We start from the raw sequence: 18257 nt of genomic DNA, 5'->3' as shown, positions 1-18257 counted from the left end.
GTTGGATCCTTTCAGTGGGAGTCGATGGGGGAGTGGCCGGCGCGATTCAGGGCGTCCTCGATGGCCGCCCTGGGGAACCAGCCAAAGAGGGTTTCCTTGCCGTCCTCCGGGTCGTAGAACGAGAGGTGAACCTCGGTGACGCCGGGGATATTGCCGGCTCCACCCTTGACGTACAGCGCGGGCTGGTCCTCGTCGAGGTAGTCGGCGAAGCCGGTGGCGGGAATGCGGGACGTGCTCATGAGTTCTCCTTCCGGCGCCAGAACCGGCGACGCTTGGTGGGCTTGGCTTCGCGGTCCTTGAGGTACTCGGCGAGGCGGATGATCTGCGCAGTCTCGAACTCGCCGAGATCCGCCTTTCGGTCCTGGTCCGCATCGAACTCGTCGAAGCGGAACCAGTGCAGCGTCACGTAGCCCTCGCGGGCGTACTGGGCGGTGATCGTGGAGTCGCCCTCCCTGTCGGACAGCATCATGGCGATCACGGCTCCTCGATCGGCAGCTCGATGGGTAGTGCTTCGAGTTCGTCGGCCTGCAGCGTGGCGTTCGCTGCAGCTTGCTCGAGCTTGCCCGCCTGCTGAACGAGCGATGCGGCCTGGGTGGTCCAGGATTCGGCGTTGGCTCGGAGGGTGGCGATCTCGATCTCGCGCTCAGTGGTCACGTGCGGCTCCTTTCGGCTCGTGCGCTCGCCCGGCGGGCGGCGCGGTTGGTGTACGTGATCGGACCTGAGCGCAGCGCGCGGTCGTAGTCCTTCTCGGCGAACTTGGCCAGCGTCTCGGCGGCCTCAGCCGCCTGCTCGACGCTCATGCCGGCGGCGATGAGCTTCTCCCTGGCCACGTCGAGCGCGGCGGCGAGGCGGTCTTCAGTGCCCAGTGCTTCGCCCGTGCTGTTAATCTCGTTCATGCCCATGCGTCCTTTCCGATGAGGCGTCCGTTGCGGTAGGTGCGGAACTTCGGTGCCCACTCGGAAGGCGTCTTGGGAAGGTCACGCGCGAAGATCGATCGCAGCGTGCCCCTACGGTGCGTCGGCGAGAGCAGCAGGGTGAGCAGCGCCGCCCCGATGATCGCGAAGATGAACCACGCCATCAGAAGACCTGCGCGTCCGAATAGTCATCAGCCGCCCACTCGTCCGCCCGGAGCAAGTCGATCGCGCGGCTGATGTAGCGAGTGGCCTGAAGCGCCACCCGGTGACCGTCAGGCGAGACGTGCCGGAGTCGCTCTGCCTGCTCGATTGCCGCGGCGTGCTGGAGGCCGAGGAGAGCGAGCGCCTGCCCCTTCGAGGTGACCGAGTGCATCTCAGAACTCCCGGCCATGCTTGTGACCGCGCGTCGCGTTGTAGGCGAGCTTCTCGGCGATGATCGCGGCCAGGTCGAATCCAGCCTCGTCGGCGAAGTCGAAGGCACGGATCACCACGTCGGCAACCTCGGACGGGACGCCCTCCGGCTTGCCGATCACGTCGGACAGGACCTCGGGCTGCTCGCCGGCGTTCCAGGCGTAGGTGCCACCGTTGACCTTCGCGGAGTACCAGGTCTCGTTGACGGCGCGGCCATTCCGCAGCTCCTCGATCGCCTCGGCGACCTCCGTGGTGAGCAGCGCGAGTCGGGCGGCGTAGTAATTGCGGAGGGACACCGGGCCGGCTGCGGCGATGCGATCGTCGTCAGCGAAGGCTCCGACCCCCTCTTCCGTTGCCTCGGCGGATGCGCGGAATGCGTCACCCTCCGCGTGGAAGCCCTTCTCGGCGTTCGCGGCGCCGATCGCCCTCTGGAGGTACTCGAGCGCGTCTCCGACGCTCGTGGCCTCGACGTCGCGGATGTCGTTGGTGATAGTGGTCATGCTGGGTCCTTCCAGGTGGGGCACGAGGGTGTGCACTTTTCGGTGTGAACGGGGAAGTCGATGTCGACGGAGTAGAGCCAGTCGAGGAAATCCCCGTTGATCTGCGCGTCGTTCAGACGCTTCGCCGAGGCGATCAGTTGCGTGGCGTCCGCGGAGCGCTGGATCCCGGTGTCGGGGCGCCTGTTGTCCGGCCAGCGCTTGAGGAAACCCTCTTCGTCCGACTCCCACTGGGAGGAGCGATCGGCGCGCTTCACGGCGCGCTTGCTGGCAGTGAGAATGAACATGAGAGGCGGTGCTGCAGTGGTCATCGGCGTCCTCCCTTGAACATGTCGAAGATGTCGTCGAAGTTCGGCTTCGACGTGCTCGGCGCGACGGAGGTCCACTCGGACTTCTGGAGCACCTGGATGGGGCGGCCTGCAGGCTTCACCATCCAGGCGATGCCGGTGTCGGCGACGAACTCGCCCTCGAGGCGGGCTCCGTTGGCGTTGCTCTCGAACGCGACCTTGGCGAGCTTCTCGGTCATTTCGTGTTCTCCTCTCGCGCCGCCCGCACGGCGGCGAATACCTCGCCGAGTGCGTCGAACGCCGACTCGGGGACCGTCAGTTCGCTCGCGTGGTACTGCCCCGGCTTGTTCACCGTCAGGCGGATCCCGCGGGCCATGCTCTTCGCGGCGACGCGGGTGCCGTCCTCGAGTTCGAGCTTGGCCAGGATGTTCACGATCTTCCTGGTGTTGACCTTGAGGTCGATGTTGCTCATGTTCAGTCCTCCGTGTTCTTGTCTCGGAAATAGTCCAGGTGCTCCACTTCGTAGCCCTGGCCTCTGAAGTAGTTCCACGCATCACCCCGGCTGCAGCCTTGCTTCTCGGCGTGCCGCTCGAGCATGTCCTCGGTTGCCCGCATGTGCTCGTCGACGGGCTCCGACGTGGGCGGCTCGACGGTCCAGCCCTTGCTGCGGAGCGCCTTGACGACGGTGGTCGTGAGCGCCTCTTCGCGGATCTCGTACTCGCGCTTGAGGATCCCGTTGAACCACTCCTGCAGCGCCACGCCGTACTCGGTAGTCCGCTCTCGGAACTCGAGCGCCGGCTCATAGAAGCCGGTGCCCGTGTAGCTGGGCTCGAATGGCGCCTCGTCGGGGTAGTAGCCATGGCCGCGCGGCGGGGGCGTGACGCCCATCCAGGGCTTCGTCATCGGATCTCCCATCCGTTCTCTTCGATCGCCGCCTCGAGGGCGGCCAGGGCTTCGGCGGAGGTGCTGCCGGAGCGCTCGAGCTGGACGCTTTCGCCGGTGGACAGGCGGCCGTCCAGGACCGCCTCCCATTGCGTGTTGTCCGAGACCTCGAGGCCGAGCGTCGGGAACAGCTCCACGCTCTCGGTGAGCGAGATGTCGCGGCGATCAACGGTGGGCCGAGCGCCCGGCTGCCGCTTGACGGCCAGGCGCTCGGAGAGGGTCTGGGTGATCATTGCGCGCCGTCCCAGTCACAGTCGACGCCGCCGCCGGACGCGACGACACACACCACGGTGCGACCGTCGGGCAGGTTCGTGTCGATCGAGTTGACCCCCGTGCCGCTGGGCGTGTACTGCTGAGCGCAGCCGACGAGCGCGGTAGCGAGGAGCGCGGCCGTGACGCCGGCCCAGATGCGAGACTTATTCACGAGGCCACCTCCACGTCGACGACGTTCGGGAACCAGGAGAAAAGCCCGAAGCGCCAGCCCACCGTGGTGAGGTCGACCGTCTCGCCGGCCTGCAGCTCGTTGTACACGTCCGCGGCGCCGAAGTGGAAGCGGAACGGCTCGTCGGCAACGACGAAGACGCCGCAGTCGGTGTATACGCGGGGCTCACGCTTGTCGAGCGAAGCGAGCGCGCGATCTTCCTTCTCGGAGACCGTGCAGCTCGTGTGCGTCTCGACAGTGTTGACACGGGCGATCCCGACGCCGATCGCGCCGGCGATACCGAGCGGGACGGTCGACATGATGGCAATCGCGGGGGCCAGGCCGCGCTTGCGGCCAGCCTTGGGGAAGCGGCGAGTGGTCCTGATGGTCATGCGGTGGTCTCCTTGTCTTCCGCCGCGACGAGCGCGGCAATGGTGTCGGGGCTGTCGTTGACAACAGCGAGAAGCTCGATCAGATCCGAAACGAAGGCGTGGATCCCATCGCTCTCAGCCGCGTTGCTCAGCGTGAGGCCGAGGTTGATGGCGTCCTCATCAAAGTCGACCTCAATGAGCACGCGGATGGGGCCAGTGGCGCCGAATGCGAGAGTGCGGAGCTCCCCGGTCGAGCCACTCGGTGCGAAGTTCCGAACGCTGACATTGATCTCCGCGATGTCAGCGCTCACGCGGTCACCTCCCACCCGAGGGTGGCGAACTCGGCCTCGAGATCCGAGAGGGCGGCCTTGACCGTCGCTGCGCGGCGTCCGAAGGAGATGTACTCGCCGGTGGACGTGCGCCCGCTGAACGTGGCGTACCAGCCGCCGGGGCGCGTCTCGTAGTGCGTGTCGACCGCCTGCTCCTCGTAGATCGAGATGTCGCGTCGGCGGATGGTGATCTTGTCGTCGCTCATGCTGCGATCTCCTCGTCGAATCGGTGGGCCTCCTGGCCCTTGGGTGCTTCGTCGCCCTCGAGAGTGACCTTGAAGCTCTGGCGAGCGGCGTCATGCCAGACGACGATGCCCTCGGGGCGCATGAAGCCAGGGGCCGCGAACGAGCCGTCTCGGCGCAGCCATTCCTCGGCGTCGATGATGGCCTCTTCGTTGAAGTTGCCGCGGTAGAGCACGGGAACGTGGTGCAGCTCCGGGATGGCCTCGAAGTTCACCGGGTGGGTGTGCTTCATGTCGACCTCGGACTTCAGCGTGGCCCAGCGCCCGGTGTTGAACAGCGAGAAGCGCTTGTCGGAGCCGGTGAGGCCGTACTTGCGCTGGATGCCGGCGCCCCACCACTCGCCGAAGTGCGTGCCGGCGCCGAGGACCTCGACGAGCGTTGGAGCATTGCGCTCCACCCACCGGGCGAAGCCGTAGTTGTCCTGGTCGGGGGTGATGAAGCGCGTGCGGGACTGGGCGAGCACGAAGTACTCCTGCCCGTCCGCATTGTCGACCACGATGGAGATGACGGGCGTGGTCACCTTCTGGAGGTACAGAGTTTCGCCGTCGACGACCTTGGTGGGGTGGTTTGCTTCGACCGGCACGATCACTACGGCGGCGTTGGTGCCGTCGATCTTCTCGGTGATCGTGATGTCGCGGTTCAGGCGGGCGATCTTCGGCCAGGGCTGGAACTCGAGGGCGGTCACTTCTTGTCGCCCTTCTTCTTGGCGGGCTTCTTCGCGGGCTTCGGGATGCCCAGCTTCGATGCGGCGTCGGCGAGGTCTTGGGACGCCTGGATGCGGGGATCGTCGGCGGTGTTGATCATGACCTGCTCGGCGGGGATGGTCACGCCGCCCAGCAGGTCGCTCGCCTTCGGGTTCTCCGGGTCGAAGTTGGCGGCCGGGATGAAGTGGAGCGAGAAGCCGGAGTCCCGCTTCGCCAGCTTGGCGATGTTCCCGGCGATCGCGCGCCGAGTCTTGGCGTGCTTGTCGGCTTCGCGGACCTCGAGGGCGGTGTTGATGTCCTCCCAGAGGCGCTCGTGGTGCTTGATCTGCTTCCCGTCGCGGAGGATGGCGATGGCGGGGTAGTAGTCGTCCGCGGTGTAGCCGTAGTCGCGCAGCTCCAGCGCGTCGATGACCTTCTCGAGGGTCTCGCGGCGGGTGGCGTCCTCGATGGCCCGCTTCTCGGCGGCGCGGTCGGGCGCGGTGCGGCCAATGACCTGGCCCTGGAACGAACCGCCGACGGCGTGGACCGGGTTCCAGCCGTCAGCCTCGGCCTGGTCGAGGAGCGCATCGTACTGTTCGGCGAGTTCGTTGAAGCTCTTCTCCCAGCTGTCGCGCGACTGCTGGCTCTGCTCGAGGGCTTCGCGCAGCTGCCTGCGCGTCCTCGGGGTGGTTGGGTTGCTCATGCGATCCCTTTCTGTCGCGTGCGCAGTTTAAGCGGCCAAAACAGGCGGCGTTCTCACTGCAGGTGGTGGTCATCAACCTTGTGGGCGATAACCCCACTCTATGCGTTTAGGCGGCTTAAAGTCAAGAGTGGATTAGGGCACCTAATCGGGGGAGCGGCAAACGGAAGGCCCCAGATCCGGGAAAGGGGGCGGATCTGGGGCTCAGGCGGACCACTCGCCTGTTGCTCACCCGCGACGGGAGCAGTTTCAGTCTAGGTCGGATCAAGCGGCTTAAAACGCTAGAGGCTATATCGGCGGGATATGCCCGATCGGGGCATGTGCTCGCGAGTGTAGGGGAGTGGTGCTACCGTGCGATCCATGGAGATCCTAGGCTTCCTCTTCCTTGCCGGCGCGGTGCTCGGCCTCATCGCGCTGCCGTTCATGTTCGCGAAGAAGGGCTCCAACGACGAGCGGCGCCTCGAGGGGATGCGGCAGGCGGCGGGCGTCGACGGCGGGGCGGCCGACCTCATGCCGAAGGATGGTTGGGACCGCAAGGTCTGGGAGAAGCACTACGGGCTCGCGCCGGCGGCTCGAGCTGGGGTGTCTGAGCTGGAGCGGGATCAGGAGATCGCGCGTCTTCGTCAGCGTGATGGTGTCTGACTCCACGCACCCCCGCGCCGCCGGCTGAGCTGGAAGAAAATCTGGGGTTACTGCCCACGGAATCCTCCTGGTGGGGGTAGAAAATTATGCGAGTGCAGCCCAGCCCCCTCGCTGCTCGCCGCCCCTTGGCACAATCTGGCACCTTTGCATGCCGGTTCTAATGGGTGCTGCTGCGCTGCTGCTGCGCTATTGGCCCCGGTGTACTGCTGCGCGGCGCTGCGCTGCTGCGCTGTCTGTGCATGTCTCCTATGGGTATCGGTGTGTGTATCGTTCCGTTATCTAACCGTTACCATTTAAGCGGTCTATTTGGTATCGCTATCGTGTGTATTCCGCTAAACTTGGGGTATCCCAACGGGGCGCACGCTCCCACCGGGCTAGGACTAGGAACCCGCAATGTTTGCTTTCTTCGCTCTTGTTGTTCTCGCCGCTGTTGTCGTGTTCGCCGTGGCTGCGCTGCTCGCCGCCTCTGCGCTGCGCACGCGTGCCTCTCGCCGTGCTGCGTCTGTGTGGGAGCGTGCCTACGCAGCTGCGCGTGCTGCTGGCCTCTCTGCCGATCGCGCTAACGCGCTCGCCCTGTCCGCTGCTGCGCTCTGATTAGCCCGCTTATCTCACCGGATTGGATTGCATCATGGTTGCCACGATTGACGCCACGTACCGCCGCCCGCTCATCCTTGAGGGCTACTGCCCCGGATTCAACCTCTGGCACGTGACTGCCACGGATGGCGCGGTCTATCTCATTGACAGCGATGGGCAGCGCGACGACCTGCGCCCGCTGCGCCCCCTGGCCACGGCGATCTACCTGCGCAGTAACGGGAAGCTCGACGCCGTGTCTGCGGTCTACATCGGCCCGAACCCGGATGCCGATGCATGGAAGCGTAACCGCGGCCTCTAATGCGGTACACCGTGGAGCGGTGGACGCATAGCACCGGCTGGCATTACTGGCTGGATTGTGCGGATGAATTCACCGCTTACCGGTGGACGCGCATTATTGCCGCTGCCGGATACCCCGCCCGAATCATTGACAACGACACCGGCAAGATCATTCATTCCCGTTAGGAATTCATCATGACTTTCACCATTGAGCGCCATTCTCCCGCTGCGCACGATATCGCCTATGTGCTGCGAGGAATGCGGCATTCCGTCACCGGTGAGGCCGTCGCCGTGCTCATCACTCCTGCCGGGCCGATTACCCGCCGCCGCCGTATCGCCATGCAACGCGCTGCCCTCATGGCCGCGGGCCGGGATGACGCTGCGCAGCACGCCACGGATGACGAACTAGACGACGGCTACGGGCGCACCCCGTGGTGTCGCTGGGACTCCCTCACGGTCTCTCACCTGGTCGTGACGAACGATGATGAGCCTGCCGATATCCGACACTCCTGGGACTACTCCCATTCTCTCGGCATGGGGGAGCTGCCGTTCAACACGGTAATGCACACGGTCTAGTGCGCTGTTGTCTCGCCTAGCGCACTCACGGCCCCCACACCGGGCGCGCTAGGCGGGGCTGCTGTTCACTCACACATTCTCAGATTGGAAACCATCATGAGCACTCTCGAGTTCGATTCGACGTACAGCGCCCTCACCGGTGAGCACATCGGCGGAATCTACATTCCCACGGCGGAGCACGACGACGACTACGACGTGATCCTAGACGGGCAGACAGATACCGAATGGCGGTTCCTCACCGGCTACACGGGCCAGTACGGCTACAACGGCGCGGTCATGCATGCATCCGAAACCATGACAGACGAGGCAATCCGCAAGGCCGTGCGAGAGGCCGGGGGAGACACATTCGCGATCGTCGCAGTCGGCGCACACGACGACGACAACCCCGTGTTCCCGGATGAGCCCGACTACTGCGAGGAATCCGGCTGCGCACACGAGCCCGCCGGATGGGCTGTCATCTACCGCGCTGCGCAGGTGAACGCATGACCCGCCCCACGCGCGCCGGTCAGCCCGTGCTCGACACGACAACGCAGAAAGTCGGGATCACGACAGATGCCCCCATGGCGCGCACGCCCCGTATCGGCGTGCAATTCATCGGCGCAAACTACCCCGTGCTCTGCCAACTCGAAAATCTCACCGTCGTAGAGATCGGCCTCATGCCATGAAACGCCGAACCCGGCTTCGCTACCGATGGGGGAACATCGCCGCCATGGTCGGGAGCTGCGCCGCCGCCGTCTGGCTCACCGCCTCATTCCTCGAAAGGATCCCCGCATGACACACGCCGCACTCACCCCCGAAACCCTGCCCCGGCACGTGCAAATCCAAGAGCAATGCCGCAAAGCCGCAGAGGAGTGCGACCGCAAAGCCCTGCACGCCCTCACAGGCCGCGAGTCGAAGTCGCTCCGCCGCCTGGCCCGTGACTACCGATTGCGCGCGCTCATGGCCGCGTACAGCATCAGCGAGGCGGACACGTGAACCGGCGACGATGGGACAAGCTCCCGTACCTCGTGCAACTCGCGTTGACCGGCATCGGCTGCGCCCTCGCATTCGTCGGCGGCTTCGGCATCGTCACGATTCTCCAGCACGTGATCCGACCTCCCTAGCGTCGCCCTCAGACCCCGAAGCCTGAGTGAAACCTGAGTGCGTTATCCACAGGGTGAGCTAGATATGTAAAACCGCGGAAAATCAAGGGTTGGCCCTCTGGGCCGTGTACAACTCTCTTTCTACCTATACATCTTTAATACTCTTATATATCTATATAACATTTAGGTATTAACACTCTACAAGCTCCGCAACCTGCCCCCTAGAAAACACTGGGCACGCGATCCCGATTTCAAAGCCCAACTTTACACATTCCGCCCAAAGCCCTACTTTGCACACCGTTCTGTTACTCCACAGTCAACGACTTTGGAACACCACTCAGTGCACCGGCGGATCACATTCTGACCACCAAACCGCCTCTTTGGTCCGAATGTGTAAATTTGACACATCTAGACCGATTTGGTTATCCACAGGTTTATCCACAGTTAGACCCGCTCCACACCGTTACACTTCTGTTACCAAAATAAGCACCTAAAACGAACCGGAAGTGTTAATCTTGAATCACAAGGCAGGGCAAGGAAGCCCGGCCCCGAAGAGACTAGGAACCTCAGATCATGGCTAAGCACCTCACGCAGAAGCGCACGGACGCCGGCAAGGCCCGCACGCTGGCAAACCGCAAGGCCCGCGCCTACAAGGCCGGAGCCGCACGCACCACGGCATCCGGCCGCGCCCGCTAGACCGCATCCATTCAAGCCGCTTAAATCTCACAGACTAGGAAACTGGAAACCATGAGCAACGAATTCCGCTTGACGATCACGCTCGGCAACGACGCCATGCAGACGGGCAACGACATTGCCGACGCGCTGAGCGAGTCCTCCGCGCAGTTGGCAGGACGTTACGGCGTCGACTACCTGGACGAATGGACCGGCCTCGGCGCCGGGATCTTCGACGCGAACGGGAACCGCGTGGGCCGCTGGGGGATCGAGCGCGGATCCGATCGCCGCTCGCCGGAGCAGATCGCGCAGAGCGTCCTGGACGCTCACGCGATCAGGCCCGACTGGAAGCGCAGCGGCGAGCAGATCGCGGGCCTGCTGGCCGAAGCCGTGCGCGCCGCACGTGGGGAGGCGTGACCATGGCCACCGATGACGGCACCGCCGAGCGCGTGCGCGAGATGACCGCCGACGCCGAAGCCTGGATGAGCGGACTGTTCCGCAAGATCGACAAGGCTGAGCGCAAGGGCAACGACGACAAGGCCGACCGCTTGCGCGAGGAAATGGACAGCTACGGGCACAGCGTGCACCGTGTCGTGTCGATCGTTCTGGCCGGGGGAGGCCCGAGCCACCGCCTGAACGTCACGCTCGACAGTGACGGCGACGTGATCGAGGTCGAGAGCATCGCCTCGTGGGGATTCACTCACAAGGCAACCGAGATCCGCGAGGGCTCCGCGCTCTGGCGCTACGCCGAAGAGCAGACGAGCCACTACGGCCCGATGCGAGAGGGGGAGTGACCGTGAACACCGCATCACACGCCCTCATCCCGACCGCTGACAGCTTCCGTCGCGCCGCGCGTGCATCCGTCAAGATCACGCCGAACAGCGACGGCACGCGCCCGCGTGATCCGCTCCGCCACGTCATCCCCGGCGATGGGCAAGCGACCGCCGAAGCCCTCGCGATCGTCCGCAACATCACAGGGCGAGTCATCGCCAACGGTACCGGCTCCGACGCCTACCAGAACACCGCACCCGCCGCCCGCGCCGCGCTTCGCCGCTGGGCTCTGCTGAACGGAGAGAACGCATGACGTACCAGGACACCGCCCGCGCATTCGTCCGGGCCGAGCAGAGCACCCGCGCCGGATTCACCCCGACGCCCGAAGCCCTCGCCGCTGACCGGCTCCCGCTGTCCGAGTGGGCCGAGCCTCGCCGCGCCGACATGACTCCGCAGACGATCGCCAAGAACCACGTGCGGCACGTCAGCGACACCGCACACGAGCTGCGCGAGGCGCTGGGCAAGTGGGAGAACGCGGACGGATCGGAACTCGACGACCCGGCGCGCCCTCTCGCGGATGCCGCCCGCGCACTGCTCACCGCGATTGGAGAGAACGCATGACCGCCAAGACCACCGCGACGCGCGCCGAGGCAATCGCCGCCGCTATCGACAAGTTCAGCGGCGCGGAGTTCCTGCCCGATTGGGCTGGGGGCGGCGCAGAGTCCGACTACATGCACGGCATGTGCGCCGTGATCGCGGATACGTTCGGCACCGACGACGCGGAGAACGCGCGCAGCGAGGTCTGGGAGGAAATGCGGATCATGTTCGAGGCTGAGAGGCTGAACCGACGCGCCGCCGACTACGCGCAGAAAGCCGTGGGCGACGCGCATGACGGGCTGGACTTCCCCGACGTGCTGAGTGCTGTCCACGCGGCATTCCTCGCCGGGATGGAGGCCCGCGCATGACGTACATGGCGACGCGCTACGCCCGCACGCCGGGCCGGGTGCACGAGTGCCCCGAGTCTGGCGGCTACAACCGGCACAACCTCATCCGAGACCCCGAAGCGTCGGCCGAATCCGGTTTGTACGTCTGCCCTTACGACTACGAACAAGAGCGCGGCGCGCGATTCCAGGAGCGACTGGAGGCCGAGGCGGCGAGCGAACGCCAGGAGCAGGCCGAGAAGATCGCGCAGACCGTCCGCACCAACAACGGCCACGGCCTGAACGATCGGCAGATTCGGATGGACGGAAACGAGCTGCACCGCCTGTTGACCGCCGCCGCGATCGCGGCCCTAGCCGAGAGGGAGAGTGCATGATGACCACCTATGCCCGCGACCTGCGCCCCGGCGACGTGATCGACCTGCTGCCCGCGCTCAAAACCTATACAGCCAAGCTGGAAGAGGCGATGAGTTACGAGCACGACGCCGCAGCATTCGAGTTCGCCGTCGTGGAAGGCGTGGACCACGCCGAGCCGGTCAGCGGAGAGGGCGCGGTGATCGTCTACACCGATCAGCACAACGTGAAGCTGCCCGCCCTGTACCCGTTCGAAATCGAGAGAGGGAACGCACGATGAGGCTCCCCAAAACAACACCGGTGCTCATCCTGTCCTTCCATGAGCCAGATTCGAACGGCGGTTTCAATTGGGCGCTCGATACGCCCGAGCGCCGCGCCGAGTGGATCGAGACCGCGAAGCGGGACGCCGACGACTACCGCGACGTGATCCTGATCGCCGCACGACTCAACCTCGACGGCATGGCCCCGCAGGACGTGACAGACGTTCTCGATTCGGAACTCGTGTTCGAGTCGGGCCGCGTCGGCGAAATCCTGTACCGCTCCGAACGATGGGAGAACGAAGCATGAGTACCACAAGCACCCCGAGCACGCACCAGACCGCCGGCCTGCCCCGAGTCCCCGAGCACGCGCTCCCGGCCAAGATCTACGCCGCCGTGATCGAGTGGCCCGAGCCCTTGTCGGACGCCTCGCCGGGTCTGATCCTGGCTCGCTCCGAGAGTGAGCGCGACGCGGCGATCTACCTCGAAATCCTCGAGACAGCCGACGCGCTCACCGAGCCCGACTGGCGCGAGGCGATCGCTGCCACGAACAGCACCGACTGGCGCGACTGGATCGAGCCGCTGGAGCTGACGCCCTACGGCAACCCCTTCATCACGAACTACGAAAGGACGGTCTGACCATGACCACCACCACGAGCATTGAAATCAAGATCGGCACGACGGTTCGGGATGACCGGGGCGACTCGTACATCTTCGAGGAGGAGTCTCCTGGCCGATTCACGATCACCTTCCGCATCGGATCGGGCGGGCTCGCAGGCATCCGGTGCGGCATGGATGCCGTGATCCCCGCGGACGCCGTGCCCGAAGGTTTCCCGACCGCTGCGGACCTGAAAGCCGCTGCCGTCGACGCCGACGTGACCAACGACAAGGCGGGACGCCCGAACTCGTGGTCCGGCTCGTGGCGCGCGACCGTGGGTGAGCGCATGCCGCGCTGGTTCAAGACCAAGCGGGATGCCGTGGCATTCGCCGCGTGGCGCGCGCTGATCGACAGCTACCACGGCGGAGAGGGTGACGTGTTCGCATGAGCTACGCCCGCAAGGATCCGACCATGACGACCGGCTACGCAAAGCACCTGACGCCCGAGGCGGAGGCGTGGCTCGCCGCCCGTCACAATCCGCGGTTCAAGCCGGACCCGCTGCCGCGACTGACGCTCACACTGCGCCGTCTGACTGAGAAGCAGAGGGCGAAACTGTTCGCCGAATTCAACGTGAAGGAGATCCACGCATGAGCACCAAGACTGCAACCTTCCGCCGCTATGTCAACGACCCGAGCACCACGGAGCGGGAGCTTCACCGGCGCTCAGGCCAGCGGGTGATCGCCCGCCCGCTCAATCCCGAAGAGTACGACGCCGAAGAAGTCGGCGCGATGTACGAAATCGAGTTCCCCGACGGGCGCGACGACGTGGCATTCGCCGAGGAACTGACCGATTGGAGCGAGGCGTGAGCACCTTCAAACTCTCCATCGAACTCGGCTCCGAGAACATGCGGAGCGGCGACGACGTGCAGCGGGCGCTGGCCCTGACCGGCGCGGAGATCGCGAACAAGTACGACGGCCTCACGTTGCCGCTGTACATCGACGGCAAGATCCACGACAGCCACGGCCGCAAGGTCGGAGAGTGGCGCATCGACACGGAGGAATCATGACCGAGAACATCCCCACGGCACTGCTCGAAACAGTCGGCGCAGACTTCCAGGACGGCGAAGCGCTCTGGTACTTCCCTGCCGAGCAGGTGCCGGGCTGGTTCGACGTTGTGATCCACCACGAGGACAGTGGGCGAATCGTCCGCTACACCCACGAGGACAGCAGCGACACGGTGACGGCATACGAGCACGGGAAGGTGGTGGAGATCCGATGAGCGAGAACATCCCTCAGACAAGCGCCAGCGAGCGCGTGGAGGCGGCACAGAGGGCGATCATGTGGCTGTCCGTGCAGCTCGATGAGGCGCGCGCGACAGTCGAGGAAATCGAGGAGAGCCGCGAGGCCGACAACGTGCAGGACAAGATCGATGCACGCGACTCGGCAGACAACCTGTTGCAGCACCTTCTGAGGCACGGTCAGGCCCAGCTGGACGCCCTCCGCGCCCTCATCACCCCGCCGAGCGTGGGGGAGAGCGAGGAAGCGATCGCAGAGCGCGTGATCGCCGCCTTCCCGCCGCCGTACAGCGGCACAGGGTACGGCCACGGCGAGCTGGTGGAATTCGGCATCGCCATGCTCCGCGCCGGCATCCAGTCCGCGCACGAGTCCTGGGAGCCCGCCGACCGGCCGAGCCAGGAGATGATGCTCCGCTGGCTGGAGCTGGACTACGAAGAGTCCACCGACGACGAGGGTGAGCCGAGCGTCTACGTCCACGGCCAGCACATTGAGCGAGAGGAAATCTGATGCAGTTCAGCAGCCGCCTGCCGTTCAATGACGACCCGTACCCGAACGTGTGGGAAGGCCACTCAGAGCGCAACCAGATGCGCGCCGACACCGACATGTTCCGCCGTGGCGCGCCGCACAACCGCGAGACGTATCGCCACCGTCCCCGCCCCGAGTTCGACCGCCCGCAGAGCAACCCGACGAACCGGCTGCTCGCGTGCGCCCGCAGAGCGCACGAGGACGGATATCTGGATGCGTTCTGCGAGGGATTCCTCGAACAGCGCAACACTGAGCACCCCGAGGTCGACCACGCGCAGCGCGTCCTCACCCGCCTCACCCGCCTGAACACCGCCGAATAGCCCACTAATCCCACCACAATCCACCGCGAAAGAGGTTGAAATGAAGACTCCCGGAGCAATCGCGACCGACGCGCTCACCGGCTATCCGCTCGGGCATGATCTGACCCGCGAGGACGCGTGGCAGATCGTCCACGACGCAATCGAGGTCGACCGCGCTGACCGCGAGCCGACGGTGCGCCACATCATCTTCACCGGCCCGTTCGAGGAGGCGTACACGATGAGCGAGGCCACGCGCCGCATCGAAGAACTGCTGAGCGAAGGCCACGAGACGCCGACCGTCGTGAATGCCGTCCTCCACGACGGTGCGGTGGTCGGCCTCACCGCCCGCAAGATTATCGGCACCGCCAAGGCGGGAGAGATTCGATGAGCCGCCAGGAATGGGCCGACAAGCTCTACCCGCTGATCGCTCAGACCGCGAGGATCGACCCGATCCGCGCCGAGCATCACCCCGCATTCCGTGGCGCGCTGCGCCGCATCGACAGCCTGATCGCATACGGGCTGGAACACGCATTCATCACACCGGAGGAGGCTGCACGAGCATGAGCATGAAGATCGAATGGGCCGCGCTGTACGACGACGGCACGGAACAGGCTGAACTGGTCAAGCCGGGCAAGATCGAGGACGCCTACGGCAGCACGAACGACAAGCACGCGCTCTGCATCGGAGGATGCGTGATCGACGGCACGCCGGATCAGTGGATCACGTTCGCCGAGGCGCTGCTCGAGAACGCCATGACGGCGAAGCGTCGCGAGATCGAGAGGGTGGCCACATGAGCGCCGCAACCGTCGAGAGGCACCCCACGCTGGACGCCGGCAGGGCGGGCGGGGAGGCGATCTTCCACGAGCTGCGCCGCCTCTGGATGGAGGCTCCCAAGGTCTACGCCGGGCCGAGCGAGAAGGCCGACCACGAGGAAGCCTTCGACCGATTCTTCAACCTGATCCCGAGGAGGACAGCATGACCACCACCACAATCGACACGCTCAGCCAGGAGGCGCGCGTCCTGCTCGCCCTGGACAAACTGCCGCTGGGCGAGAGGGACCGGAAGTACCTGCTCGCCACGTTCGCACAGCTGGACGACGAGTCGGTCACGGAGGACGGGCTGGACGAGCTGTACAGCACGCCGTACGGCCGCAAGCTGGCCAGCCAGTGGAATGACGCCTCCGGCGTCCCGCTGATCCGCTACGCGGACGACAGGGCCGCCAAGAAGCTCTACGACTTCGGCTGGTTCGATCCGATCCCCGGCCGCGAGCACGTCGCCCAGGCACTCGAAGCCGCCGCCGAAGAGTGGGCGGAGGAGTTGTCGTGAACGCCGTCGACCAGACCGAGTGGGAGTCCAGCCTCCGCATGATGTGGAACGAACTCGATGACATCCTTCGCTTCCCCGAGAACTACAGGTAGGAGAACCCTGATGGCAAATCGCACACTCACCCGCGCGGACGACAACCCCGGCGAGATCCTCGAGGACGGGGAGCTGCACAAGGTCGGCATGTGGGAGGAGGTCGTGATCGAGCGCAGCTCCGCCGGAGCGCCGGGTCTGATCTTCATCATCACGCGCTACGAGGGCGATCAGATGTACGACCAGATGTGCGTGAGCGTGCCGGACGGCGCCGCGTTCCTCGCGCCAGTGAACGACTGGCTGCGGGGCAACGACCCGGAGGCGTGGGTTGTCCACTCGATCGATGAGGGCGACTTCCGCTTCGCCACCGAGGCCGACTGTTGGGGCGGCTACCGTGCCAACTTCGAGCCTCGCCCCGGCTACAACCAGAACCGAGAGGACTACTCATGAGCACCATCGAGTACGAGTTCTACGCCCCGCACAAGGAAGCGTGGATCACGAGCAGGTCAGTCACTACGAAGGCCGAGGCCGACCACCTCAACAAGATCATCGGCCGCGAGTTCTACCGAATGAAGGAGTCCGCATGAGAATCCCATCCCTTTCCGATCAGGTCGTCAGCGGCCAGTACGCCGCCGCCTCGCTGCGCGACGCCGAGAACATGATGAGCCTCATCGCTCAGTGGGACAGCCTGCGCTACTCGGAGAAACTGGCCGAGATCGACAGGTTCGAGGCTGGCGGGCGATCCCGATTCTCCGAGGTTCCCGGCTTCGGGCTCAGCTGGTGCGGCGCGTGCGTGAGCGAAGTACTGCTCGACTACAGCGAGGACCCGGAGGGCTCCTGCATGGTCTGCGGCGCGCTGGCCAACGGTCCCGATCGGATCGCCGCATGAGCGATTCCCGCCGCCCCCTGGACCCCGAGGTGCCGTACTACAAATGGGGGATCTCAGACGGCAGTGACGGTCTCAGCGCCAGTCTGTGGATCGAGTCGGAGTGCTGCGCCGATCGCTTCTCGCCGGAGGAGGAACTGGTGCTTCTCAAGGCGCTGGCCGAGAGGCACTTCTTCCACCTCGTCGAGATGGATAAGCCGTGAGCGAGTACAACGACAGCTACGAGGCGATCTACAACTCGATCCACCTGGGCATCTCCGCCGAGGAGGACTGGGAGGGGCCGAGCATCAAGCCCGGAGACCTGACCGATGCGCAGATCGACTGGCTGGCCTCGTGGCTCGCAGGCGAGGGGATCGGGAAGCGAACGTGAGTATCCACGCCCAATATCAGAACGTCTGCGTGGCATGCGACGGAGCGATCCGCTACGGCGACCTGATCGACAAGGATCCGTTCACCGAGAAGTGGATGCACGCCACCTGTCCCGAGGACAAGCCGCGCGAGGTATGCCTGGAGTGCTTCATGGAGAAGGCGGCGAACGGAGCGTGCGGCTGTTGACCACCCACACCTCCCGCACCCTCGGCACCGTCTGGGAACCCGGCATCGGAATGTGCAACGTCGAGCAGCTGAAACCCGGCTCCGCGATGATGCGCCTCATCCCGATCGAGTACGACGACCACTACTCAAATAGCCCGCTTATTCGACACCGTGACCGCCTGCAGTGGCGGTCGCACAACACCAAGGAGAACGCCGCATGACCAAGCTGACCGATGAGCAGGAAGCCCTGCTCGATGAGGCCGCCACCGCCTACGCGAACCTGCTGGGCGCGCGCGTCCAGGCCAAGGCTGTCGCCCGCAAGGCGGAGCAGGACTACCTCGCGGACTACCAGGCCGCATGGGAGCGCGCCGCAGCGCACTACGCCGTGTCCACGGACGACGCCGGACGCCCCGCATCGAAGCGCCAGCTGCGCCTGGCCACGACACGCAACCCCGCCACCGTCGACGAGGCGATCGAGCGCGGCAAGCGGTTCGTGGTGGCCGCACCCGCCGTTGAGGCGGAGCCCGTCATTCCGTCCGAGCGGAGCCGATTCGAGGTCACGGGTGGCCGCCTGCGCGTTTCCCTTGAGCCCGAGGACTTCGAGCCGTATGCGACCATGCTCGTCGCCGGCGTGCCGGACATCGCCGAGTCGCACTGGTTCGACCACGCAGGCGGCGCGCTCAGCCCCGTCGACGCGAACGAGGATGACACCTGGCAGAAGCCCGTCGTGCAGGTCGTCATGAACACCCCGCTCAAGGCAGAGGCGATCGCCTTCCTCGAGCAGAACGCCGCCTGAGACCCGAA

The 18257-nt window shown here is 65.3% G+C and carries 55 protein-coding genes; 37 read left to right on the top strand and 18 right to left on the bottom strand.

Going from position 1 to position 18257, the window contains the following annotated elements; all coding sequences use genetic code 11:
- Nucleotides 1-11: 11 nt before the first annotated feature.
- Genes ACI7YT_RS12680 through ACI7YT_RS12595 form a run of 18 tightly spaced genes read right to left on the bottom strand, consistent with a single transcriptional unit; the run spans nt 12 to nt 5801 of the window.
- The gene (locus tag ACI7YT_RS12680; RefSeq protein WP_406245890.1) at nt 12-239 is read right to left on the bottom strand and encodes a hypothetical protein; all 228 of its coding nucleotides are present in this window, start codon (nt 237-239) and stop codon (nt 12-14) included.
- A complete protein-coding gene (locus tag ACI7YT_RS12675; RefSeq protein ID WP_406245889.1) occupies nt 236-469 on the bottom strand; it encodes a hypothetical protein in 234 nt (77 codons plus the stop codon). Before ACI7YT_RS12675 ends, ACI7YT_RS12680 begins: the two co-directional genes overlap by 4 nt.
- A 5-nt stretch (nt 470-474) precedes the next feature.
- Nucleotides 475-654, bottom strand: a complete 180-nt coding sequence (locus tag ACI7YT_RS12670) for a hypothetical protein (RefSeq protein ID WP_406245888.1) — start codon at nt 652-654, stop codon at nt 475-477.
- Nucleotides 651-896, bottom strand: a complete 246-nt coding sequence (locus tag ACI7YT_RS12665; RefSeq protein WP_406245887.1) for a hypothetical protein — start codon at nt 894-896, stop codon at nt 651-653. Before ACI7YT_RS12665 ends, ACI7YT_RS12670 begins: the two co-directional genes overlap by 4 nt.
- Nucleotides 893-1078, bottom strand: a complete 186-nt coding sequence (locus ACI7YT_RS12660) for a hypothetical protein (protein ID WP_406245886.1) — start codon at nt 1076-1078, stop codon at nt 893-895. Before ACI7YT_RS12660 ends, ACI7YT_RS12665 begins: the two co-directional genes overlap by 4 nt.
- Nucleotides 1078-1287, bottom strand: coding sequence for a hypothetical protein (locus tag ACI7YT_RS12655; protein ID WP_406245885.1), 210 nt, complete (start codon nt 1285-1287; stop codon nt 1078-1080). Before ACI7YT_RS12655 ends, ACI7YT_RS12660 begins: the two co-directional genes overlap by 1 nt.
- Before the next feature lies 1 nt (nt 1288).
- Entirely contained in the window at nt 1289-1825 is a 537-nt protein-coding gene (locus ACI7YT_RS12650) for a hypothetical protein (RefSeq protein ID WP_406245884.1), read from the bottom strand.
- Nucleotides 1822-2133 carry a hypothetical protein gene (locus ACI7YT_RS12645; RefSeq protein WP_406245883.1) on the bottom strand — a complete coding sequence of 104 codons (312 nt, stop codon included), beginning with the start codon at nt 2131-2133 and terminating at the stop codon, nt 1822-1824. The genes ACI7YT_RS12650 and ACI7YT_RS12645 overlap by 4 nt, the downstream gene beginning before the upstream one ends.
- Entirely contained in the window at nt 2130-2348 is a 219-nt protein-coding gene (locus ACI7YT_RS12640; RefSeq protein ID WP_406245882.1) for a hypothetical protein, read from the bottom strand. The genes ACI7YT_RS12645 and ACI7YT_RS12640 overlap by 4 nt, the downstream gene beginning before the upstream one ends.
- A complete protein-coding gene (locus ACI7YT_RS12635) occupies nt 2345-2581 on the bottom strand; it encodes a hypothetical protein (protein WP_406245881.1) in 237 nt (78 codons plus the stop codon). The genes ACI7YT_RS12640 and ACI7YT_RS12635 overlap by 4 nt, the downstream gene beginning before the upstream one ends.
- 2 nt (nt 2582-2583) lie before the next feature.
- Nucleotides 2584-3012: a hypothetical protein gene (locus tag ACI7YT_RS12630; RefSeq protein WP_406245880.1), complete on the bottom strand. Its 429-nt coding sequence runs from the start codon at nt 3010-3012 to the stop codon at nt 2584-2586.
- The gene (locus ACI7YT_RS12625; RefSeq protein ID WP_406245879.1) at nt 3009-3284 is read right to left on the bottom strand and encodes a hypothetical protein; all 276 of its coding nucleotides are present in this window, start codon (nt 3282-3284) and stop codon (nt 3009-3011) included. The genes ACI7YT_RS12630 and ACI7YT_RS12625 overlap by 4 nt, the downstream gene beginning before the upstream one ends.
- On the bottom strand, nt 3281-3475 hold the full coding sequence (locus ACI7YT_RS12620; protein ID WP_406245878.1) for a hypothetical protein: 195 nt from the start codon (nt 3473-3475) through the stop codon (nt 3281-3283). The genes ACI7YT_RS12625 and ACI7YT_RS12620 overlap by 4 nt, the downstream gene beginning before the upstream one ends.
- Nucleotides 3472-3864 carry a hypothetical protein gene (locus tag ACI7YT_RS12615; protein WP_406245877.1) on the bottom strand — a complete coding sequence of 131 codons (393 nt, stop codon included), beginning with the start codon at nt 3862-3864 and terminating at the stop codon, nt 3472-3474. The genes ACI7YT_RS12620 and ACI7YT_RS12615 overlap by 4 nt, the downstream gene beginning before the upstream one ends.
- A complete protein-coding gene (locus ACI7YT_RS12610) occupies nt 3861-4154 on the bottom strand; it encodes a hypothetical protein (protein ID WP_406245876.1) in 294 nt (97 codons plus the stop codon). The genes ACI7YT_RS12615 and ACI7YT_RS12610 overlap by 4 nt, the downstream gene beginning before the upstream one ends.
- Nucleotides 4151-4378: a hypothetical protein gene (locus tag ACI7YT_RS12605; RefSeq protein WP_406245875.1), complete on the bottom strand. Its 228-nt coding sequence runs from the start codon at nt 4376-4378 to the stop codon at nt 4151-4153. Before ACI7YT_RS12605 ends, ACI7YT_RS12610 begins: the two co-directional genes overlap by 4 nt.
- Nucleotides 4375-5100 (bottom strand): RNA ligase family protein, encoded by a 726-nt coding sequence (locus tag ACI7YT_RS12600; protein WP_406245874.1) that lies wholly within the window; start codon nt 5098-5100, stop codon nt 4375-4377. Before ACI7YT_RS12600 ends, ACI7YT_RS12605 begins: the two co-directional genes overlap by 4 nt.
- Entirely contained in the window at nt 5097-5801 is a 705-nt protein-coding gene (locus tag ACI7YT_RS12595; protein WP_406245873.1) for a hypothetical protein, read from the bottom strand. The genes ACI7YT_RS12600 and ACI7YT_RS12595 overlap by 4 nt, the downstream gene beginning before the upstream one ends.
- Nucleotides 5802-6158: 357 nt before the next feature.
- On the opposite strand from ACI7YT_RS12595, the gene ACI7YT_RS12590 reads away from it, so the two are divergent.
- The 37 genes from ACI7YT_RS12590 (at nt 6159) to ACI7YT_RS12410 (ending at nt 18249) form a co-directional block, all read left to right on the top strand.
- Nucleotides 6159-6440 carry a hypothetical protein gene (locus tag ACI7YT_RS12590; protein WP_406245872.1) on the top strand — a complete coding sequence of 94 codons (282 nt, stop codon included), beginning with the start codon at nt 6159-6161 and terminating at the stop codon, nt 6438-6440.
- A gap of 628 nt (nt 6441-7068) precedes the next feature.
- Nucleotides 7069-7332 carry a hypothetical protein gene (locus tag ACI7YT_RS12585; protein ID WP_406245871.1) on the top strand — a complete coding sequence of 88 codons (264 nt, stop codon included), beginning with the start codon at nt 7069-7071 and terminating at the stop codon, nt 7330-7332.
- A gap of 173 nt (nt 7333-7505) precedes the next feature.
- Complete coding sequence (locus tag ACI7YT_RS12580) at nt 7506-7886, top strand: hypothetical protein (RefSeq protein WP_406245870.1); 381 nt, start codon at nt 7506-7508, stop codon at nt 7884-7886.
- Nucleotides 7887-7982: 96 nt separating this feature from the next.
- Nucleotides 7983-8372, top strand: a complete 390-nt coding sequence (locus tag ACI7YT_RS12575; RefSeq protein WP_406245869.1) for a hypothetical protein — start codon at nt 7983-7985, stop codon at nt 8370-8372.
- Nucleotides 8369-8551 (top strand): hypothetical protein, encoded by a 183-nt coding sequence (locus ACI7YT_RS12570; protein WP_406245868.1) that lies wholly within the window; start codon nt 8369-8371, stop codon nt 8549-8551. Before ACI7YT_RS12575 ends, ACI7YT_RS12570 begins: the two co-directional genes overlap by 4 nt.
- A gap of 106 nt (nt 8552-8657) precedes the next feature.
- On the top strand, nt 8658-8861 hold the full coding sequence (locus tag ACI7YT_RS12565) for a hypothetical protein (RefSeq protein ID WP_406245867.1): 204 nt from the start codon (nt 8658-8660) through the stop codon (nt 8859-8861).
- Nucleotides 8858-8989: a hypothetical protein gene (locus ACI7YT_RS12560; protein ID WP_406245866.1), complete on the top strand. Its 132-nt coding sequence runs from the start codon at nt 8858-8860 to the stop codon at nt 8987-8989. The genes ACI7YT_RS12565 and ACI7YT_RS12560 overlap by 4 nt, the downstream gene beginning before the upstream one ends.
- Nucleotides 8990-9541: 552 nt before the next feature.
- On the top strand, nt 9542-9664 hold the full coding sequence (locus ACI7YT_RS12555; protein ID WP_406245865.1) for a hypothetical protein: 123 nt from the start codon (nt 9542-9544) through the stop codon (nt 9662-9664).
- A gap of 51 nt (nt 9665-9715) precedes the next feature.
- Nucleotides 9716-10057, top strand: a complete 342-nt coding sequence (locus ACI7YT_RS12550; RefSeq protein ID WP_406245864.1) for a hypothetical protein — start codon at nt 9716-9718, stop codon at nt 10055-10057.
- A gap of 2 nt (nt 10058-10059) precedes the next feature.
- On the top strand, nt 10060-10434 hold the full coding sequence (locus tag ACI7YT_RS12545) for a hypothetical protein (RefSeq protein WP_406245863.1): 375 nt from the start codon (nt 10060-10062) through the stop codon (nt 10432-10434).
- A 2-nt stretch (nt 10435-10436) separates the two neighbouring features.
- Complete coding sequence (locus tag ACI7YT_RS12540; protein WP_406245862.1) at nt 10437-10724, top strand: hypothetical protein; 288 nt, start codon at nt 10437-10439, stop codon at nt 10722-10724.
- Nucleotides 10721-11032 (top strand): hypothetical protein, encoded by a 312-nt coding sequence (locus ACI7YT_RS12535; RefSeq protein ID WP_406245861.1) that lies wholly within the window; start codon nt 10721-10723, stop codon nt 11030-11032. The genes ACI7YT_RS12540 and ACI7YT_RS12535 overlap by 4 nt, the downstream gene beginning before the upstream one ends.
- Nucleotides 11029-11376: a hypothetical protein gene (locus ACI7YT_RS12530; protein WP_406245860.1), complete on the top strand. Its 348-nt coding sequence runs from the start codon at nt 11029-11031 to the stop codon at nt 11374-11376. Before ACI7YT_RS12535 ends, ACI7YT_RS12530 begins: the two co-directional genes overlap by 4 nt.
- Nucleotides 11373-11726, top strand: coding sequence for a hypothetical protein (locus ACI7YT_RS12525; protein WP_406245859.1), 354 nt, complete (start codon nt 11373-11375; stop codon nt 11724-11726). Before ACI7YT_RS12530 ends, ACI7YT_RS12525 begins: the two co-directional genes overlap by 4 nt.
- Nucleotides 11723-11983, top strand: a complete 261-nt coding sequence (locus tag ACI7YT_RS12520) for a hypothetical protein (RefSeq protein WP_406245858.1) — start codon at nt 11723-11725, stop codon at nt 11981-11983. The genes ACI7YT_RS12525 and ACI7YT_RS12520 overlap by 4 nt, the downstream gene beginning before the upstream one ends.
- Nucleotides 11980-12270: a hypothetical protein gene (locus ACI7YT_RS12515; protein ID WP_406245857.1), complete on the top strand. Its 291-nt coding sequence runs from the start codon at nt 11980-11982 to the stop codon at nt 12268-12270. The genes ACI7YT_RS12520 and ACI7YT_RS12515 overlap by 4 nt, the downstream gene beginning before the upstream one ends.
- Nucleotides 12267-12599 (top strand): hypothetical protein, encoded by a 333-nt coding sequence (locus ACI7YT_RS12510; protein WP_406245856.1) that lies wholly within the window; start codon nt 12267-12269, stop codon nt 12597-12599. The genes ACI7YT_RS12515 and ACI7YT_RS12510 overlap by 4 nt, the downstream gene beginning before the upstream one ends.
- Before the next feature lie 2 nt (nt 12600-12601).
- Complete coding sequence (locus tag ACI7YT_RS12505; protein WP_406245855.1) at nt 12602-13006, top strand: hypothetical protein; 405 nt, start codon at nt 12602-12604, stop codon at nt 13004-13006.
- Nucleotides 13003-13209: a hypothetical protein gene (locus ACI7YT_RS12500; RefSeq protein ID WP_406245854.1), complete on the top strand. Its 207-nt coding sequence runs from the start codon at nt 13003-13005 to the stop codon at nt 13207-13209. The genes ACI7YT_RS12505 and ACI7YT_RS12500 overlap by 4 nt, the downstream gene beginning before the upstream one ends.
- A complete protein-coding gene (locus ACI7YT_RS12495) occupies nt 13206-13424 on the top strand; it encodes a hypothetical protein (RefSeq protein WP_406245853.1) in 219 nt (72 codons plus the stop codon). Before ACI7YT_RS12500 ends, ACI7YT_RS12495 begins: the two co-directional genes overlap by 4 nt.
- Nucleotides 13421-13624, top strand: coding sequence for a hypothetical protein (locus tag ACI7YT_RS12490; protein WP_406245852.1), 204 nt, complete (start codon nt 13421-13423; stop codon nt 13622-13624). Before ACI7YT_RS12495 ends, ACI7YT_RS12490 begins: the two co-directional genes overlap by 4 nt.
- On the top strand, nt 13621-13836 hold the full coding sequence (locus ACI7YT_RS12485) for a hypothetical protein (protein ID WP_406245851.1): 216 nt from the start codon (nt 13621-13623) through the stop codon (nt 13834-13836). The genes ACI7YT_RS12490 and ACI7YT_RS12485 overlap by 4 nt, the downstream gene beginning before the upstream one ends.
- Nucleotides 13833-14360 (top strand): hypothetical protein, encoded by a 528-nt coding sequence (locus tag ACI7YT_RS12480; protein ID WP_406245850.1) that lies wholly within the window; start codon nt 13833-13835, stop codon nt 14358-14360. The genes ACI7YT_RS12485 and ACI7YT_RS12480 overlap by 4 nt, the downstream gene beginning before the upstream one ends.
- Nucleotides 14360-14698, top strand: a complete 339-nt coding sequence (locus tag ACI7YT_RS12475) for a hypothetical protein (RefSeq protein ID WP_406245849.1) — start codon at nt 14360-14362, stop codon at nt 14696-14698. The genes ACI7YT_RS12480 and ACI7YT_RS12475 overlap by 1 nt, the downstream gene beginning before the upstream one ends.
- A gap of 40 nt (nt 14699-14738) precedes the next feature.
- Complete coding sequence (locus ACI7YT_RS12470) at nt 14739-15065, top strand: hypothetical protein (RefSeq protein WP_406245848.1); 327 nt, start codon at nt 14739-14741, stop codon at nt 15063-15065.
- Nucleotides 15062-15241 carry a hypothetical protein gene (locus tag ACI7YT_RS12465; protein ID WP_406245847.1) on the top strand — a complete coding sequence of 60 codons (180 nt, stop codon included), beginning with the start codon at nt 15062-15064 and terminating at the stop codon, nt 15239-15241. Before ACI7YT_RS12470 ends, ACI7YT_RS12465 begins: the two co-directional genes overlap by 4 nt.
- A complete protein-coding gene (locus ACI7YT_RS12460) occupies nt 15238-15471 on the top strand; it encodes a hypothetical protein (RefSeq protein WP_406245846.1) in 234 nt (77 codons plus the stop codon). The genes ACI7YT_RS12465 and ACI7YT_RS12460 overlap by 4 nt, the downstream gene beginning before the upstream one ends.
- Complete coding sequence (locus tag ACI7YT_RS12455; protein ID WP_406245845.1) at nt 15468-15656, top strand: hypothetical protein; 189 nt, start codon at nt 15468-15470, stop codon at nt 15654-15656. The genes ACI7YT_RS12460 and ACI7YT_RS12455 overlap by 4 nt, the downstream gene beginning before the upstream one ends.
- Nucleotides 15653-16003 (top strand): hypothetical protein, encoded by a 351-nt coding sequence (locus ACI7YT_RS12450; RefSeq protein WP_406245844.1) that lies wholly within the window; start codon nt 15653-15655, stop codon nt 16001-16003. The genes ACI7YT_RS12455 and ACI7YT_RS12450 overlap by 4 nt, the downstream gene beginning before the upstream one ends.
- Nucleotides 16004-16105: 102 nt before the next feature.
- Nucleotides 16106-16483 carry a hypothetical protein gene (locus ACI7YT_RS12445; protein ID WP_406245843.1) on the top strand — a complete coding sequence of 126 codons (378 nt, stop codon included), beginning with the start codon at nt 16106-16108 and terminating at the stop codon, nt 16481-16483.
- Nucleotides 16480-16620 carry a hypothetical protein gene (locus ACI7YT_RS12440; protein ID WP_406245842.1) on the top strand — a complete coding sequence of 47 codons (141 nt, stop codon included), beginning with the start codon at nt 16480-16482 and terminating at the stop codon, nt 16618-16620. The genes ACI7YT_RS12445 and ACI7YT_RS12440 overlap by 4 nt, the downstream gene beginning before the upstream one ends.
- The gene (locus ACI7YT_RS12435; RefSeq protein ID WP_406245841.1) at nt 16617-16922 is read left to right on the top strand and encodes a hypothetical protein; all 306 of its coding nucleotides are present in this window, start codon (nt 16617-16619) and stop codon (nt 16920-16922) included. The genes ACI7YT_RS12440 and ACI7YT_RS12435 overlap by 4 nt, the downstream gene beginning before the upstream one ends.
- Complete coding sequence (locus ACI7YT_RS12430; protein WP_406245840.1) at nt 16919-17122, top strand: hypothetical protein; 204 nt, start codon at nt 16919-16921, stop codon at nt 17120-17122. The genes ACI7YT_RS12435 and ACI7YT_RS12430 overlap by 4 nt, the downstream gene beginning before the upstream one ends.
- On the top strand, nt 17119-17289 hold the full coding sequence (locus ACI7YT_RS12425; RefSeq protein WP_406245839.1) for a hypothetical protein: 171 nt from the start codon (nt 17119-17121) through the stop codon (nt 17287-17289). The genes ACI7YT_RS12430 and ACI7YT_RS12425 overlap by 4 nt, the downstream gene beginning before the upstream one ends.
- Nucleotides 17286-17474, top strand: a complete 189-nt coding sequence (locus ACI7YT_RS12420) for a hypothetical protein (RefSeq protein WP_406245838.1) — start codon at nt 17286-17288, stop codon at nt 17472-17474. Before ACI7YT_RS12425 ends, ACI7YT_RS12420 begins: the two co-directional genes overlap by 4 nt.
- Nucleotides 17471-17674, top strand: coding sequence for a hypothetical protein (locus ACI7YT_RS12415; protein WP_406245837.1), 204 nt, complete (start codon nt 17471-17473; stop codon nt 17672-17674). Before ACI7YT_RS12420 ends, ACI7YT_RS12415 begins: the two co-directional genes overlap by 4 nt.
- Complete coding sequence (locus ACI7YT_RS12410) at nt 17671-18249, top strand: hypothetical protein (RefSeq protein WP_406245836.1); 579 nt, start codon at nt 17671-17673, stop codon at nt 18247-18249. Before ACI7YT_RS12415 ends, ACI7YT_RS12410 begins: the two co-directional genes overlap by 4 nt.
- The last annotated feature ends 8 nt before the right edge of the window (nt 18250-18257 follow it).

Source organism: Microbacterium sp. M (assembly GCF_045181065.1).
Lineage (GTDB): Bacteria > Actinomycetota > Actinomycetes > Actinomycetales > Microbacteriaceae > Microbacterium.
The sequence above is the reverse complement of the archived record's forward strand: the minus strand, read 5'-3'. Positions and strand labels throughout refer to the sequence as shown.